At 51.1% G+C, this 16,782-nt stretch carries 18 protein-coding genes and 1 pseudogene; 4 read left to right on the top strand and 15 right to left on the bottom strand.

The annotated features are described in order from the left end of the window. Positions 1-673: 673 nt before the first annotated feature. From HPY52_12620 to HPY52_12610, 3 genes are all read right to left on the bottom strand, one after another. A complete protein-coding gene (locus tag HPY52_12620; GenBank protein ID NPV81092.1) occupies positions 674-787 on the bottom strand; it encodes a DUF3006 domain-containing protein in 114 nt (37 codons plus the stop codon). A gap of 169 nt (positions 788-956) precedes the next feature. Next, positions 957-1,415, bottom strand: a complete 459-nt coding sequence (locus HPY52_12615; GenBank protein NPV81091.1) for a type II toxin-antitoxin system VapC family toxin — start codon at positions 1,413-1,415, stop codon at positions 957-959. After that, complete coding sequence (locus HPY52_12610; GenBank protein ID NPV81090.1) at positions 1,412-1,708, bottom strand: AbrB/MazE/SpoVT family DNA-binding domain-containing protein; 297 nt, start codon at positions 1,706-1,708, stop codon at positions 1,412-1,414. Before HPY52_12610 ends, HPY52_12615 begins: the two co-directional genes overlap by 4 nt. A gap of 528 nt (positions 1,709-2,236) precedes the next feature. Between HPY52_12610 and HPY52_12605 the strand changes: the two genes are divergently transcribed. Both HPY52_12605 and HPY52_12600 read left to right on the top strand, forming a co-directional pair. Then, positions 2,237-3,157, top strand: a complete 921-nt coding sequence (locus tag HPY52_12605; protein NPV81089.1) for a DUF4351 domain-containing protein — start codon at positions 2,237-2,239, stop codon at positions 3,155-3,157. Positions 3,158-3,923: 766 nt separating this feature from the next. Next, positions 3,924-4,166 (top strand): hypothetical protein, encoded by a 243-nt coding sequence (locus HPY52_12600; GenBank protein NPV81088.1) that lies wholly within the window; start codon positions 3,924-3,926, stop codon positions 4,164-4,166. Between the two features lie 459 nt (positions 4,167-4,625). Here HPY52_12600 and HPY52_12595 read toward each other — a convergent pair whose 3' ends face one another. Together HPY52_12595 and HPY52_12590 are read right to left on the bottom strand one after the other, a co-directional pair. Then, a complete protein-coding gene (locus tag HPY52_12595) occupies positions 4,626-5,483 on the bottom strand; it encodes a hypothetical protein (GenBank protein ID NPV81087.1) in 858 nt (285 codons plus the stop codon). A 17-nt stretch (positions 5,484-5,500) separates the two neighbouring features. Beyond that, the gene (locus HPY52_12590; GenBank protein ID NPV81086.1) at positions 5,501-5,701 is read right to left on the bottom strand and encodes a hypothetical protein; all 201 of its coding nucleotides are present in this window, start codon (positions 5,699-5,701) and stop codon (positions 5,501-5,503) included. A 216-nt stretch (positions 5,702-5,917) separates the two neighbouring features. On the opposite strand from HPY52_12590, the gene splB reads away from it, so the two are divergent. Further along, entirely contained in the window at positions 5,918-6,931 is a 1,014-nt protein-coding gene (splB, locus tag HPY52_12585; protein NPV81085.1) for a spore photoproduct lyase, read from the top strand. A gap of 107 nt (positions 6,932-7,038) precedes the next feature. Here the strand turns inward: splB and HPY52_12580 are convergent, their stop codons facing one another. The 4 genes from HPY52_12580 to HPY52_12565 all read right to left on the bottom strand — a co-directional run bounded on the left by HPY52_12580 (position 7,039) and on the right by HPY52_12565 (position 10,913). Further along, positions 7,039-7,326, bottom strand: a complete 288-nt coding sequence (locus HPY52_12580; GenBank protein ID NPV81084.1) for a hypothetical protein — start codon at positions 7,324-7,326, stop codon at positions 7,039-7,041. Between the two features lie 13 nt (positions 7,327-7,339). Further along, complete coding sequence (locus HPY52_12575; GenBank protein ID NPV81083.1) at positions 7,340-7,657, bottom strand: hypothetical protein; 318 nt, start codon at positions 7,655-7,657, stop codon at positions 7,340-7,342. 486 nt (positions 7,658-8,143) lie between these two features. Continuing rightward, a complete protein-coding gene (locus tag HPY52_12570) occupies positions 8,144-8,821 on the bottom strand; it encodes a DUF4351 domain-containing protein (protein NPV81082.1) in 678 nt (225 codons plus the stop codon). Positions 8,822-9,392: 571 nt separating this feature from the next. Further along, the gene (locus HPY52_12565; GenBank protein NPV81081.1) at positions 9,393-10,913 is read right to left on the bottom strand and encodes an ATP-binding protein; all 1,521 of its coding nucleotides are present in this window, start codon (positions 10,911-10,913) and stop codon (positions 9,393-9,395) included. A 191-nt stretch (positions 10,914-11,104) separates the two neighbouring features. On the opposite strand from HPY52_12565, the gene HPY52_12560 reads away from it, so the two are divergent. After that, positions 11,105-11,272 (top strand): hypothetical protein, encoded by a 168-nt coding sequence (locus tag HPY52_12560; GenBank protein ID NPV81080.1) that lies wholly within the window; start codon positions 11,105-11,107, stop codon positions 11,270-11,272. 371 nt (positions 11,273-11,643) lie between these two features. Here HPY52_12560 and HPY52_12555 read toward each other — a convergent pair whose 3' ends face one another. The 6 genes and pseudogenes from HPY52_12555 to HPY52_12530 all read right to left on the bottom strand — a co-directional run bounded on the left by HPY52_12555 (position 11,644) and on the right by HPY52_12530 (position 16,691). Beyond that, complete coding sequence (locus HPY52_12555) at positions 11,644-12,414, bottom strand: ImmA/IrrE family metallo-endopeptidase (protein NPV81079.1); 771 nt, start codon at positions 12,412-12,414, stop codon at positions 11,644-11,646. A 12-nt stretch (positions 12,415-12,426) separates the two neighbouring features. Beyond that, positions 12,427-12,909, bottom strand: coding sequence for a helix-turn-helix domain-containing protein (locus HPY52_12550; protein ID NPV81078.1), 483 nt, complete (start codon positions 12,907-12,909; stop codon positions 12,427-12,429). A 31-nt stretch (positions 12,910-12,940) separates the two neighbouring features. Further along, positions 12,941-13,180 (bottom strand): DUF4258 domain-containing protein, encoded by a 240-nt coding sequence (locus HPY52_12545; GenBank protein NPV81077.1) that lies wholly within the window; start codon positions 13,178-13,180, stop codon positions 12,941-12,943. Between the two features lie 757 nt (positions 13,181-13,937). Continuing rightward, on the bottom strand, positions 13,938-14,390 hold the full coding sequence (locus HPY52_12540; GenBank protein ID NPV81076.1) for a hypothetical protein: 453 nt from the start codon (positions 14,388-14,390) through the stop codon (positions 13,938-13,940). A 171-nt stretch (positions 14,391-14,561) separates the two neighbouring features. Beyond that, entirely contained in the window at positions 14,562-14,819 is a 258-nt protein-coding gene (locus HPY52_12535) for a hypothetical protein (GenBank protein NPV81075.1), read from the bottom strand. 244 nt (positions 14,820-15,063) lie between these two features. Continuing rightward, positions 15,064-16,691 (bottom strand): annotated as a pseudogene (locus HPY52_12530) (polysaccharide biosynthesis protein). Positions 16,692-16,782: the final 91 nt, after the last annotated feature.

The raw sequence follows: 16,782 nt of genomic DNA, 5'->3' as shown, positions 1-16,782 counted from the left end.
GTAACAGAGGGTTTCCTGCACACCCTTAAAAACATTCGCAACCAGAGAGGGGTACCCCATCTCTTACTTCTTCGCCTTCTGTGCTCATTCGCAACCCATGCTCAACCATGGCTACCACCTAACCAAAGCATAAATCATCCTCTTCGGCGTGACTATGATAGTCAAGAGAACTTGATATCCACACCATATTTTATTCTCCCAGGCTGTTTCAAAACCATCTACCGGTAGCATGTGGTTGCTCTTGTTACAATTTCATTCGCCACGGATCGAGATAATCCTGTCTACTACTTAGGCAATAGTCGTGCTCGACAGAGCGCTCAGGTAGGCCCTTTTCCGCCTGGACGTGAGTTTGCCTGCCATGCCACAGTAGCTTGGCAACCTCTCTGATCCCCCTGGCGTACTAGGGAAAATTGAGACAGTCGACAAGAAGCTTTTCGGTGGTAGCTACCTGAACCTGATCGGCGCCGATCCATACCGGCTTATGCCCAAAGAACTTGCGCGCGGCCAGCTTTACAAAATGAAAAACGGAGTACGTGTCAAGAACAGTGTGGCAGTCTTTCCCTTGATTTGAGGTTTGCTTTCCTATTGGGGGCCCGGTCACATGGCACGAAGGATGCGGATTCGGTGAGCCTCTCGCTGGAAGCCTAGACCAGGCGGGCTGTACAAGGAGTCTCTATGACCGCCTTGTCCTCTCCTTTGTCGCCGCCTCATCAACTCTGACGATAATAGATAGAACATCGCCTGGCCTGGCCCCTTCGGGAAGAATATCCCGCGGGAGGTTAAGCATTATGTTCTACGAAAAGGACATTGGCATGCGCAAATTCCTTCCGCAAGACATGGCCCAATCACTACACCCATGGCCACTAGCATTATTCAACGAATATCGCAATTACCCTTTCCATGAGTCTCGATGTGTTCCTTCGACGATCCTTGACATGAAGCCTAAGTGGCCTTGCTTACGCTCCCCGCATATAATGAACCTTGACATCTGCCACATCCCGCATTTCAGGATCACCTGTCAAAAGTATGGCACCCTTCTTTTTGGCGGTAACTATGGCGAATGCATCAGCATATGATACACGGTTTCTGACCTTTATGCGCGCAGCATCAAAGACTGTCTTATCATCGGCTGGAACGATCTCTAAAGGCATAGCTTGAACCTGCCGTATTGTTTCGAAAGCGGTCCGCTCCCCGAGCTTTCTCCCCAGGATATAAAACACCTCTCCAAGGTTTATGATATTGAGAAATACCTCTGGAGGCCCACCGGCCCGCTGGAATATGGATTCAAGGGACTCACTAGCTGAGGCATGTCCCATGCGCCACATCAAAAGGTCTCTCACTATGCTGCCTGAAGGTTCACCTTGGAGCCATGCCAGGATGGCCCAGGAATCAAGGGTAACTCGATGTAGGGTCAAGGTTTTCGGGCCCCCTTTGTGTTGGTCGACCTTCCGGATGCCTTTCGCGGAGCCCCAATCTCGGAATCCCGTCGAACCTCAGCCCGATGTTCAGCTTCCAGATCGGCAATTAAATCCTGGCCCCTAAAACGGCCATACAGGACATCGGCAGTCTCCGCACGCACGGGAGTCAGCAATATCCCGTCCTCTTTCAGAGTAACTTTGAGTCTTGTTCCGACTCTAAGGCCCGCTGCATCTCTGACCGCCTTTGGTATGACAACCTGCCCCTTCGATGATACGTACGTGCCTTCCACGCTGACCACCTCCCCATCCTCTTACTTTAGAGTAAGACAAAAGAAGCAAATAGTCAAGGGCACAATCCAGCATGCTATCGGCTTTCCTATCTGCCGACACGCGGCAGCACCTGGAGCTAGGCTCCGCGCCCGTGGACGATATGGGCGACCTCATGGAAAATCAGGTTCAAAACCATCTACCGGCAGTATGTGGTTGCTCTTGTTGGAATTTCACTCGCCACAGATAGCAATAATAAGGTAATTGATTTCTTCCGCTTATTCGGACCAAAAAATGAGGCGCAATAATGCATGCTTGCCCAACCTCTCAATCTGGAGGCGATGCACCGGCTAGCCAGTTAGTAACAGGAGTACAAGGTCGGAAACCTTTGCGGTACCTGGATTCTCGCTTTTGTCTGTGCACTAACTAGGAAGGTCCCACTAGGATTCCCGGCGCGGCTTTGATGTAACCCTGCCAGCTACTCAATGCCGATTGAGAGTCCTGCATAAATGTGGTAAACTAAAACTAGAACCAGGTCGGGAGGGGTTAATTTGCCGGAACAGACGGGACAGAAATACGATGTAACCATCAAGAATTTATTCTCAGGCAGCGAGGAAGGATTAATAGAATATTTTGGCGGGATAACTCTGGAGGATGTCCGGCCTCTCAATGTGGAGTTTAACCGGATCGAGATGAAGTCCTCTGACCTGGTCGTGAGGGGCTTAAGTGGAAATGAGCCTGCCATTTGTCATATGGAGTTTCAAACGACAGACGACCCAAAAATGCAGGTGAGGATGCTCCGGTATGCGACTGAAATCTATGACTCATACGGGGACTTCCCGTATCAGATTTTACTCTACCTTGGGTCTTATCCGCCCCATATGAAAGACAACATTGCGTGCGACCGGGGAAATCTCGGCGGGCTAAATTACCGGTATAAGATTGTGGATATTGGTGCACTAACCCGGGAATCTCTTAAATCTGCAGGCATACCAGAGGTATATGCGCTCTTGCCTTTGGCTGAAAGGAAGACTCGCAGGGAAAAGCCGGATGAGTTTTTGAAGGAATGTGTGGATGACATTATAAACAGTCCCATGGGGCTTGAGGAAAAACAGAAGACCCTGGTTATGGCGGAGATTTTCGCTGGGTTGGCATTTGGTAAGGTGATTATCGAGAGGATTTTCAGGGAGGTAGTGGATATGTTTGACATCAGACAATCTGCCGGATATCAATTGATCCTGGAAGAGGGTATAGAGAAAGGTATAGAGAAGGGTATAGAAAAGGGTATAGAGAAAGGCAAGAGGGAAGCTCTTTCTGAACTCACTTTGCGGCAGCTTCGTAAGAAGTTTAAGAAGCTTCCACCCGAATATCTTGAGAAAATCAAATCTCAGGATGTGTTTACCCTTGAGACGATTGCAGAGAACATATTCGAGATCGAGAAGCTAGAAGACCTCGACCAATACTTGTCTTGATGTTGCGCCACAGATGGATGGGGGATATACTACTGCCAATATACTACTCATCAGTGCCAAAATGCATTACAACATAGCCACTGGGAAAGCCTACCTTGACAATAGCCGGCAGCTGCCATTTTCATCCTCTCGATGGCGACGGCCGGAGACCGCCATGGGGGAACTACCGCGGCTATCCAATCTTTCCCCTTACCCTGGCCAACAGATGAGATCAGACTATTGACCCTTTTGAAAAGCTCCCTGTGCTGATCATTGATTACTCCGATGTCGCGGTGGAAAGATCACTGGTCCATTTGAGCAACCTCTCCACCCCTATCTCAATCTCTTGAAGCCGGGTTTCTCGGTCTCGCCCTATCTCCGTTCTCCATGAATTATAGATATCCAACTCCGAAGTTGAAGCAATGCCCGGGCATACTACGGCCGCGCCCTTTTATGCATGCCCTCCCTGCCCGAGGCAACTTCTAAGATTGACATTGTAGATCTATAAACCAATGTAGCCTCCGGAGTTGTGGATATGTGGGCAACGCGAAGCGTTGTCCAAGCAGTTGTGGACCCTGTGGGTAACCCTGAAGGGGTTATCCATAAGTCCACAAGTGCGTCATATCCACGACCCTCGCCATGTCGTCAAATCTGGTGCCTCTGATGGTGCCAGCTAGACCGGCATGGGGGACTAACCTGAAATATGCGCGACGGTTTTCATCCCCCTGGTGATGCTGGTTAAACCGGCATGGGTGCCTACCTTAAATATACTCCGTCAAATCCACATTTGTCGGCTATGTTGAAGGTCCTCGGCGAGAGAAACTTGCTGGGGATAGTGGCCACCCTCGACTTGTTGGAGATGGCGGCCGCTTTCGAACTGAGGAATAGAACGGGCGGCATCAGCTCCAGTGCATCCACAGCCTTTCAGCCAGGAACGGTGTCAGTAGCCAGCACTATCCAGCGGGGCAATGCTCGCGGCCAGCACTACGCAGCGGGGATAGTGCTGGTGGCCAGCACCATGCGGCGATGATGGTGCTGATACTTAGCACCGTCCGACGGGGACAATGCTAATGATTAGCATCGTCCATCCGGAATAGGGTTAACGGTTAGCACTGTTCGCCGGGGACGATGCTGGCGGTTAGCACTGTACGTTGAGGACGATGTTAATGGCCAGCATTATCCCCAGGGAACAGCGCTGGCGGTCAGCACTATCCACCGCAGACAATGCTAGTGGCCAGCATTATCCGCCGGGAGTCGGGAATAGTGTTAGTAGCTAACACTGTCCGCCGGAGAATGAAGGCATGGTCGCTCCCCTGCCATGAACCATATAAGGTATGCCAGCGTCCGCGTCCTTGAGGATGCGTGATTGTATCCGAGCCAATCAGATTCACCTTATCATTGCCCCGGCTCCGGCCGGGGTAATCTCATTTACCCAGTTTCCACTCTCTCCGGTGTCAGCGATGCCATCGGGGCCCGGAATCGATAACTATCAGGGAAACAAATGACTTTTTACCCACTCCGTCGCCCGCTCATCTTCAAACACCGGGTAGTGGAAACCCAGTCTTCCAGCGGTCTCAACAGCCAGCCACCGGAATAGATCCATAATAGATATCAATGCACGCCAGGCATCATCTTCATCATAATAGGCAAAAGAACTCCGTAATCCCTCCAGAGCGCGCCTATCCGCCCACTCCTCAAGAAAACGCCCCCTGTGCCAGGTATCATAGCCGGCACCGTTTACGGCTCTTGCATGGCATTCCAAGACACGCAACACTTTACTATGCATATAACAATTCAGGCAGAATACCGCCGTCCACAATTCCCCTCGCAACAACTTCTTCGCAGTCCACACCGCGTGGTACCAAAAGTCGTTTATGAGATTAACGAAGTCCCTTTCTGACGGTGGAAAAGATGAAGGTATGTCCGGAGCCTTTCCGGATGAAGAAGGCGAATCGACCGTGAGGTTATCTTTATCCAGCAGCACATGAATTCCACGCTGAAATATATCTCCAACCTCGGGACTAGAAGCCAGTTTTCTAAACCGCTGGTCTGGAATCACAGCAAAGTCTACATCTAATCCATGTTCAAATAGGACGCGACGCTCATTACCTTCTCCCACAGCAGTGCCTTCGATGAAGGATATCCATGATTCGCCTATCTCTTTCAACCATTCCGATGAGGACAAAATGTATTCTGGATCTCTCGTGACGATAACTAAGTCAAGATCCGACCATTCGTCAGCAGGATGATCTACCCGTGCCCGGGATCCAACGATAAAAACGGTCCGGATATCCTCACGGCTACAGGCCCAGGAAATAAATCTCCGGATCAGCTCATTGTATGCCATTTCGATCTGACTCTTCATCACGGAATCTGCGGACTGGAGACCCCGGCGGTAAGGACGGGGAGGAGAGCCGCCTGCCTCCCTTCTGGCTTGCCAATTCTGAGTATTCTCTTCTGCCGGTTTGCCTGCCCACCGGAAGATACGTTATTTTTATAGTTGAGCATCATGAACAGGCCAGCGCTGGTGAAGTCCAGGATAGCCGCCTCCACCTTTAGGTTCATGAATTTCTTATATCTTCGCCATCCCAGGATCTTTTCCTTTGTCGTTTGATCAGTTTGGCAGCGAATTTCCCATAGTCTTGAACATCCCTTCAGTGACGTTGAAGTTCGCAACCTGTGGTGATTTCCGCGGCGCAAAGGGTCTAGTATTCCACCATATAATACGGGAAGCGATTTCTCCTTTGCGCCCTGGACAAAATAGTATATTGGGTGATAGTTATGAGTCCTTTTATCCCGAAGCTGGCGTTAATTCAGAGAAATGCCCTTTCTTATCCTCTGGGAAACGAACTCATGAAGCGGTTCGAAGCCGGAGGGATAAGAACGCTGGTCTATGAAAAGAGGATCCCTGTATCCTCGCATGAAACATTCAGAGAGGGTTTCTTAGCGGCCAAACGGACAATAGTGGTACTAGTCTGGCAGGGACGGGAGTTTCAGACCTGCAAACCATCTGCCCATTACCAATTGCCATTGACCTCCGGGTGCCCTGGATTGTGCCAGTACTGCTATCTCAATACTAATCTTGGAAGAAGGCCCTATATTAAGGTCTATGTAAACGTCGACGATATCCTGAATCGGGCCGGGGAGTATGTAGATGAACGCCGACCAGAAACGACGATATTTGAAGGCGCTGCTACGTCGGACCCTATCTCTGTGGAAAGCTGGACGGGCTCCATACAAAAGGCAGTCAAATTCTTTGCTTTCCTGAATGATGCGAGGTTCCGGTTTGTAACTAAATATACCGATATCGACGGCCTGTTAGGCGCCGACCACAGAGGAAAAACCGAGATCAGGTTTAGCATCAACTGTGAATCCGTAATCAAGAGATTCGAAACCGGAGCGCCGCGGCTCCGATTCAGGCTGGAGGCGGCCAAGAAGGTACTAGAAGCGGGATACCCCCTCGGGTTCCTAATCGGGCCCATCTTTGCGTTTCGCGGGTGGCGCGAGGAATACGGAAGACTGCTGGATACAGTAAAGGAGTATATACCGGGCGATACCCCCGTTACTTTTGAACTCATAACTCACCGTTTCACCACAAGATCAAAGGGAATCATTCAGCAAGCATATCCCGGCACAGAGGTTCCGCTGGACGAAAAGGAACGCAGATTCAAGTACGGACAATTCGGGTATGGTAAATATGTCTATCCTGACGATTTAATGGCGGAGCTCCGGGAGTTCTTTCACGCCCGGATTGAAAAGACATTTCCGCAGGGCACCATACTCTATATGGTATAGCATTGGTAGGCACTACGTCAACACCCGTCGACCTCTCCCCCTATGCGGCTCCGGATCTCATACAAAACATCCTTGAGGTTCCGCTTCTCCGATGGTGACACATTATTCTAGTGACGAACATGCTGGTGATGCGGGAATGTCGAGATACTCCTGTGGTGAGGCGCATTATCCCAGCCAATAATCAGGTTACTGCAGCTATCTAGCCAATAGTAGCTATACCTAATGGGGTTTTTACCGGGGGTGGCAAATTCACTTATCCTCAGGCTACTTCCGTCAATAAACCTAAGTATGACTTTAATATGCCTATAGTCATCTTTGTCAGTGGAAATCGAATCAACATCTATATCCGATACAATATCGCCAAATTCAGTAAGCAAATCCTCAATAGATTCCATCTGGCAGTCTCCCTCATCGACCTGTCAGAAGTCTATAACCATTTATGGCCGCAGAGCAATCCTCCGCCACACGATCCCAGAAGGCCCATTCCACAAGATCCTCGTGGATCTCCATATCGGCATCGTCAGGGAAGCTGCTTTCGAAATCCCGATAAGACTTGCCATACTTATTCTCGAATCTCTGCAACATGGTTTGCGCATCCTTCAGCCTCTTCTCCAGGGTTGCCATCCTCAGCTTGGCTGAAGATGCTATCGCCCTCGAGAAAATGCCCTTTTCTTTATTAGGCAGCATATTCAGAGCATGTGGTATACGTAGCTCTATACGCTCCATGGTATCCCACCTCCGCACTGACTCCCTTGTGGCAACCTAACAAAATGACTCGAAATACAAAACTGACGTCCTCCCGCGGCTAAGACCACGGGCTTTCCCGCGTGGATTTATAACAATCAATTCTAACCTTAGCGCCATGATCTATCTTACCCCACTCCCCGGGTGAACCTCCCGTTGCTATTATACCACATATTCCAAGGCACTCCAGCCAAGTTCCGCACAACGTACGTGTCAAGACAGTGTGGCAGTCTTCCCCTTGATTTGAGGTTTGCTTTCTTATCGGGGGCCCGGTCACATGGCACGAAGGATGCGGATTCGGTGAGCCTCTCGCTGGAAGCCTAGACCAGGCAAGCTGTACAAGGTAGCTCGCCTGCGGCCCCGGCGCTGCGGTCTTGGGTATCTGTGAGTCCAGATTCCTAAAAAACGCCCTGGAGCACCCCAGGGCACTCTCCTACCCTCACCAAGGTTATAGAATTCGGATAAGCTCTACGAAAGATACCGATCGAGGTCTTCCGGCTTTTCGATGTCGAATATGTTTTCCGTGATCCTCTCAAGAGTGGATAATTCCTGAGATTTAATCCTCTCAAGATATCCAGAAGGAATCCGCTTGAATTTCCTCCTGAGCAGTTTCATCGCTACATCTATCGCCAACTCCTTCTTGCCTTCTATCTTGCCTTCTATTTTGCCCTCTATCTTGCCCTGCTCGATGCCTTTTTTGAGAATCCGCTGGTACCCAGCCGACCGCTCGATGTCGAACATAGTCTCCACCTCCCTGAAAATCCTCTCAATGGTCTCCCCATCAAACGTTAACCCTGCCAAAATCTCTGCTCGAACAAGAATCTGTTGTTTTGCCTCAACACTTATAGGGCTGCTAACAATATCATTTACACAATCCTTCAGAAAACCCTCTGACTCCTTCATCCGAGTCGATCTTTCTGCAAGAGGCAAGAGCCCATATAATTCAGGTACCCCCGCTGACTTGAGTGATTCCCGTGTGAGTAAACCAATATCCACCAGTCTATGTGAGTAATCGATCCCTCCAAAATCTCCCCGTTTGCACATAATACAGCTTTCCATATTGGTTGGACGATCACCCAGGTAAAGGAGAACCTGATATGGGAAATCCCCCTGGGCATCACGGATCTCTATCGCATACCTCAGCATTCTTGACAGTATCCTTGGATCATCCGAGCTTTGAAACTCCATGTGACAGATTAACGGTGCTGATGGTTAGAACTGTTTATCGGAAATAATGCTGCCGATTAGCACTGTTCGCCGAAGACGATGCTGACAGTTAGCACTGTCCGTTAAAGATGATGCCGATGGTTAGCATTGTCTCGAGAGGACTGTGCTGGTGGACAGCACTATCTGCCCGAAACAATGCTGGTGGACAGCAATGTCATCGGAGAATAATGCTAATAGCCGGCACTATCCGCCATAGACAGTGCTGGTGGCCAGCATCATCTTCAGCGAACAATGCCGATGGCCAACACTATCCGCCGTTGACAATGCTGATAGCTATCAATATCTTCAGCGAGCCGGGAATATGCTATTGTCCGCATACCTGTGGATGCGTGACTGTCCCTGGCGACCATATGCTATCTCACTCGGGGCCGCTAAACTACTGCCCCCATCCTTAAGGATGCCGAATTACTTACAATATCTGCATCCATATCTCGGATTTCTGAGTCTGACCGAGGCAATCGAAATCCATAGGGAGTTCTCGATCAATCTCCTAGCCCAGGAAAAGTCGCAGCGGCACCACGAGCGTCCGGTCATCGCAAAGACGGTGCGTATCCTTGCTCACAATGATACGGACTGCCGGCGAGAACCTGCGGGTAAATTGTTCGAGACCGCGAAGTCCGCGTGGGTCGAGGGGATCGTCCCTGAACTTCACGTCAATAGCCAGCAGGGCGCCAGCGCAATCCACGACGAAGTCAACCTCGCGCTCCCGGTCCCTCCAATAACGAATGTCTCGCAGATCATGACGCTTGAATTCGCCAAACACGCAGATCTCTGCGAGGCGTCCCCACCCACCCGTCTGGTCCAGATCGGTCGGCTCGACGCGCGCGAGTGAAAGGTAAAGCCCCGGGTCAATGGCGTATACGCGCTCGATGGACCGCGCTTCAGCCTCCACAGAGGTTGCGAATTTCGACAGAAGATACAGCAGCCCAGCCGAGCTTAAGGAGCGAAGGTAGCCGGCTACTGTCGAATACGGTGCTCCCAGGTTCCTGGATGCCTCTGAAACGTTCAGGAGGGCGCCGCTCTGGTTGTTGGCATATAAAAACAGCCTTTGCAGGAGGTGCAAGTCCGTCGCGCCAAAAACCGGCCCGATATCATGAAAGAGCGTCCTGTCCACAACACTCTCCAGGAAGTAATGGTCCTTGTAGCGTGGCGACTTGGCAAGTATATACTCGGGAAAGCCACCCTCAAGGAGGTAGAGCCTCAGCGGCAGCTCATCCAAAAGGAGCGTCCCAAACTCCTTCTCCACCTCTTGCAGTCCGGCATGGAGTCGCGTTACATCAAGGTGCTTGTAAAACGACGCCCAGGTCTCGCGAATCAATGCATGTGCCTCAGCAAGCTTCGACCCCATTCCCCTCAGACTGGCGGCCTCAGACAGGCAGAATGGATAGACCTGGACCGCGGATATCCGTCCGGCCAGACTCTCGCGTGAGCGCTTTTTCAAGAACGCCGCAGCCGAGCTCGTGCACACGAACCGGAGTGGATACTTCAGGTCATAGTAGCGCTTTACATAAAGCTCCCAGTCATCCAGGGCTGTCACCTCGTCAAGGAACACGTAGAATGTTCCCTCAGCGCCACGGAGGTCCCGCTTCGCCGCGAAGTGCTCGAAGTAGTCTTGTATGTCCTTGAAAAGAGTCCCCCTGTTGAGATATGGGTCGTCTACGGACACATACAGGATGCGGCTGGGCGGTGTTGCGGACGCCAGAAGATGGGCGATTGCCTGGTAGATGAGGGTGGTTTTACCGACACGGCGGGGACCCTCGAGAAGGAGGACTTCCCGCTGGGTGGCGAGGTGCTCTGCGATATGGTCATAGTACAACCTGCGGACGGACCCGACCAGGTCAACAGGAACCGCTCCCGACACCCACCATGGGTTCTGCTCGCGGAAAACATCGAGATTATTCTTCCAGAGGTCCATTGAGATACACCTCCCGAACACACCACCGGGATCAATCAAGTCCTGGGAACGCGCGGCCCCAGCGCTAGAATCTGCACTCTCATGAACAGTATCCACATTATGATGATAAAAATGTATACAATTATCATAGCGAAAGATAGAATATTGTCAAGTCCTGCCGGTAGCACCTCGCCCGTGGTGGCAGCAGCCGGCACCGTTTACAGCTCTCGCATGGTACTCGGACTGGGAGCCAGTTTTCTAAACCACTGGTCTGGAATCACAGCAAAGTCGAGTTCTAACCCATATAGTTGAGCGTCGCGGACGGGCCGGCGCTGGTGAAGTCCGGGATAGCCGCCTCTACCAGATATAGAAAGCGACTTCTCTCTTGCGTCCTGGACACAGCAGAACTCCAGGAGTTCTTTCACGCCCAGATTGAAAAGACATTTCCGCAGGGCACCATACTCTATATGGTATAGGATCTATGGCTGCTTAGGGAGTGTATCGCTTCCCTTTCATCCCCATTACGATAGATCATCTACCGGTCGTTGAAGATTCCTACAATTACGTATCGTGGCTCGCAGGCGACCGCACTTACCTGGCTCGCCACTATGCATTCACCAGCTAACATATCAGCACGACGAATTCACATCCGTCTTAGGCTCGGTACTCGCAAACCTCATTGATCGCAGCGCCGTCCTGAACGCAGGGGCATGCATGCTTCTCGGCGACCGGTGGAAACTTCTGTTGTCAGCGAGTACCCTCGTAGGGGGACCGGGCGGCGGGTTTGCGGGCGGGAGGGAAGAAAATAGCCTTTTGACATGTGCAAATCGCACTCCCGAAGCTTTAACTATTCCTCTTCGAGTATGGTTTCATCTACAGGAATTCGAAGTATGCTCATTACCATTCCCAGATGACCAAAGGCAACTGATTCCTCAATGATCAGTCTATCTCGTGGAACACCATCACACCAGGCGATCGCCAATACATCTTGTGCTGCTTCAGGGAGCTCTTTACCGCTAAAATAATCGGATGCATAGGTCCATTCGTGAAGCCGGCCCCTCCTGATGTGAAACGGGAAGCTCTTAGAGCGCACAAACCATCTTACCTCGCCTAATTCCGAAAGAACCACTGTTACAGGCTCAGAGGTAGTCTTCACAACCTGTATCGCTGTTGCCGTCAGGGAAGTACCATATTTTTCACTGAGTTCGCGGATTATGGCCATATCTGGGCTCGATCTCAGGTGCCCTTCGATTTCATTCGCCGGCAAAAGGAATTCGGCAGCGAACTCATTAGCCTCGTTCTCTTGTTCCGCATTACCTTGGTAAGAGGCAATATCCTCGGCTTTACATGAGAATATGTCCCTCTGGTGATGGGGCATATAGAAATGGCCGAACTCGTGAGCTATAGTGAAATGCTTGCGGGTTTGATAGGAAACTGAGGAACTCACCAGAATTCGGACGTTCCCGTTGGCCCGAAGTAGGCAACCCTCAAAACCGCTGAGATCTTCTTCAAATACCATGATGTCAAGCCTTTTCGCCACGGCCATAACATCAACAGGGCCAGACAGTTTAAGCTCGAACCGGAGATTCCTGGCATATTGGGAAGGAGATAGAGCCACTTGTCCACCCCCTTAACCCAGACTCATTTCTGCTAGATGTTTTCTGATTATCTCCTGGTCCCTTTCTGAAATGCCCTTGGGGCTACCACCCCGGGCGGCTAGCCCTACCGTTTTTTCTCCGGTTGGTGCATCCTCCTTAGAGGTATTACGGCTAAGCGCCTCCAGGACCTTTTCGCGGTCGAATCTCCACTCACGCCCTACCTTAACTGCTGGCAGCTTCCCAGCGCGAGCCAGATTATAAACGGTTTGACTACTTACTCGCAGAAGGTCGGCTACCTCCTCAACATTCATAATCTGAGGATAATCTTCGAGGGACATAGTGCCGCGGATAAGGCTCTGCATAAGCCGGACATCATCTGGCTCATATACCTCCTCACCGCATGATTGACACACCCAGGGCTCCATACCACGAAAGACTACCTGTCGCCCCTTCCAGTTTGCCTCCACATCTTTCTTTGTCCGCCTCATTTCCCCGCCGCACACATAGCATTTCATAGGCTCGCCCCCATCTCAATCTCAATATGGCCTAGCGTTTTCTCTTTTTGGTGGAGCCCAAGTCCTCCCATGCTTCCTCTCGGAAACGACAGACAGTGACTATAACTGGGCGCGGATAAGCTAAGGCAACCACCATATAGAAGAACTCGCCTTCACTATCAATTCCCTGCACAAGAAGCTTGACATCCCCTTCATGATCTTGCTCCTCAAGGACCTGTCCCTCCAGGCCGCATTTTTCTATATCTTCTTCAGTTATAGCCCTTTCGCCCATTCTTTGGAAGGCATGACTGCTGATAGTATAGATTCGTCTTTTTGCAGCGCTACGAAGATAGGCATCCCGGAGGCCCACTCACGCCGCCCCCTTATAAGATATTATAAGTTAATGTGATATGCAATAGGTTATCAAAAGATAAGATTAAGATCAGCCAGGCCTTCCCTGGATGTCATCTCCAAGTAAAGGCCGATTTCTTCCTAAAAATATAGAAATCCGGCCATAGCGACCAATGTTCGACATACCATACGTCCAACTCGATCCGCTCACAACCATGCTCGACCCAGTTGACAGTCTCGAGAATGCACTCACGTAGATCCGGATATGACGGGATTTGCGGCGACCTGCTAATCAGACCCCCTTCGCCTTCAAAAAGGCTCCCAAGGCCTTGTCCGTCCTCCTGATACGGTTGAACACCAGCCCATGAGAAGTCGAGATTCTATAGCAAGAAAGGTACTCACCAAGTTGTCGAAGCAGCGCGGAGGGCGCGGACACGTTCATATTCAGACCCACGAGAGTGTATGGGATGAGAATGTTCATGCTTCTGCCAGGGAAGGTCGGTTAGAGCTAATTTGCTGTTTTCACGGCATCATTCATCCCACATGGATCAGTTCAACCTTTACAAAGGGACAACGTTCCCCTCAAACCTCCAACAAGTGAATCCTTATCCTTTAGGAGATTAGAAAGATCCTTCGCTAGCAGGCTGTAAGATCCTACTTTCTTGCCATTTCGTCCTGATCAGCTTGACGATGTCCTATTAAGCATCGAATCCTTGCTCCCGTAGCTTGTTGGCCTTATCGATTAAATCGCTGATGCGATGCCTGAGAGGTTCGCGCGTAGGGATTATATGAAACTCCCAAAAAGGGCCTGTCGATATATCAAGTTCTCCATCCTGGTCGATATCCACTCCAACCATGTCCTCATCATCAATAGGGATAGTTATCTCTGTAGTTGTTGTTCCTTTACTGGTCTCAATAATCTCGCCAAACAATGTGATGTAAGGAAATTCGATAATATTACCCGTTGAAGTTTCCCCTGGTTTATAGTCTATTGCAACCTCGTCAAGGCATATTAATGTGCGTGTAATTAATATCTTCTCAAGCACCTCCCCATGATCCGTCCACTCTATATAGTACAGCTCAACGATGATTTCACTATCATAAAGTCCGCGCAATACATCGACCACTTCATCTAGGCCCCACTTTTCCATACCCGCACCCCTCTACATTTCTTTCAATCCCGCATTCGTGTCGCCATATGTATTTCACAACGTAAATCGCAATGAAGTGCTCATTACGTCCACATCTCTGGGCAACAGGGTCCTATTTATCACTTTTTGCTCTCTCATGGCCTTCACCAAATAGGTGAATAGCTACCTCATCTAAACCGTTACCAGGCTTACTTCGTTGGATTGCCTTGCGAAATCCGGAGTATAGGAACGCCCGGCCTGAATTCTCGACGGAACAGAAGTGTCAAGGCTCATACGGTCCTGAATAGCCAATCGGAAGCGCCGCCGCCAGCCGGTAGCCCCGAAAATCTGGGAGACATCGCACAGGCCGGCTTCGTACAGGCGGACTCGTTCATCTGTTGCTTCGGTCTTCCCGTATCTCTCTTTATCGAAGCCGCTCGCTACGTTCATTCCCGGTAGGGTCCTCTCACCTGACCGCCAACCCCACGCACAAACACCTCTAGCCATGAGCGCTGACTGCTGATGATGGCCGTCTCGTGGAGGCGATCTACCTTACTGAGGCTCACACCACCTGTCCATACCGGAGCTACTGTTCTGAAATGTAGAGCAATATTGGGTAAGATCGATAGAGTGAGTAAAATCCTTTGCGGGATCCGCCATTCATATCGACCCCCTTGGGATATAGCCGCTACTTTTAATTCTCCTGCCTCGCGTTATAGTTTGAAAGCCCCTTTATCCAGTTTACGAAGGCGTTCCCGCCCTTTTCCCCTGCAGCTGCCATCTCCCGGCAGGTCCGGAAGAACTGCTCAAGGTCTCCGTCGAAAGCAGATGAATCCCTGGCGACAAAAATCCGTTCGTGCTTAGTTACAAGAAGCTTCTCATCGCTCGTAAAGAGGTCCTCGAAGAGCTTTTCCCCCGGGCGTATACCCGTGAACTCAATCTTTATATCCTTACCCGGTTCAAGCCCTGAAAGTCTTATGAGGTCCCGGGCCATATCCAGGATCCTGATAGGCTTTCCCATATCGAGGACGAAGATCTCCCCGCCCTCACCCAGGGCCGCAGCCTGTATCACAAGCTGGACAGCCTCCGGGATGGTCATAAAATATCGCCTCATCTCCGGGTGGGTCACGGTCACAGGCCCTCCCCGGGCTATCTGCTTCGTGAAAAGGGGTATCACGCTCCCACGGCTTCCCAGGACATTCCCGAACCTTACGGCAACGAACTTGGTCTTGCTCCTCCAGTTGAGGGCCTGGATCAGGATCTCGGCTGCCCGCTTGCTCGAGCCCATAACGCTTGTAGGGTTTACAGCCTTGTCCGTGGAGATAAGCACAAACCTCTCGGCCCCGTATCTGTCGGCGGCCGATGCCACGTTCTAGGTGCCGAAGATGTTATTGGTAATGGCCTCGTCGGGGTTCGCCTCCATGAGCGGCACATGCTTATGAGCCGCCGCGTGGAACACCACCTCCGGCCTGAATCGCTCAAAGACGCGGTCTATCTTGTCCTGGTCCCTTATATCGGCGATAATCGGGACCAACTCGAGATCAGGGTGGTTCGCCCGGAGTTCCATTTCGATCTCGTAATACTATTCTCTCCATGACCCAAGAGCAGAAGCTCTGCCGGCTTGAACCTGGCCACCTGCCTCGAAAGCTCAGAGCCTATAGACTCCCCTGCCCCTGTTATGAGCACCCGTTTGCCTCCCAGATACCCTGCGATGCTTTCAAGGTCCACCTTCACCTGTTCACGGCGCAGGAGGTCTTCTATCTGGACATCCCGTATAGACCTCACGCTCACCCTGCCATCGATGAGCTCATATACCCCCGGGAGGGTTTTTAGACTAATATCCAGCCCCTTACATAAGTCCACGATCTCCCTGACTACCGTGCCAGGTGCTGAAGGCATAGCTATTATGACCTGTTTGATGGAATAACGCCTTACAATCTGAGGGAGGTCCTTCCTACCGCCCAATACAGGAAGACCCGCCACTCTGTAGCCCACCTTGGCAGGGTCATCATCGATAAACCCGACAGGCTTGTAAGGGAGCTCTCCGTGGGATCGGAGTTCCCGGGCCACCATATTCCCGGCCTCACCAGCGCCTATTATCAGGGTGGGGAAGCCTTTTGCTCCCCGGGCCAGAACCCCGCCCCGCCCCGGCCAAAGGCCCTTCCTGGACAACAACTCGCGGTAGTAACGTATAACGAACCTGAGCCCACCGGCAAGGGCAATATTGAAGACCCACATGAGAAGGGTGACGCTCCGCGGGAACCCTGCCCTCTGGAAATAATGAAGCCTACATTTCGCACCCCTGCCCCTGATGTTACTTATTTTTCTTCGGAATCATTTTCTATCTCTTCATTCACGCTGGTACGGGCTCGGTCGGACGACCACATATATATCCGACCTGAAACCTGCAAGC

This window comes from Bacillota bacterium (assembly GCA_013178415.1).
In the GTDB taxonomy this organism is placed as follows: Bacteria; Bacillota; SHA-98; order Ch115; family Ch115; genus Ch115.
This window is presented reverse-complemented; position numbering and strand designations above follow the sequence as displayed.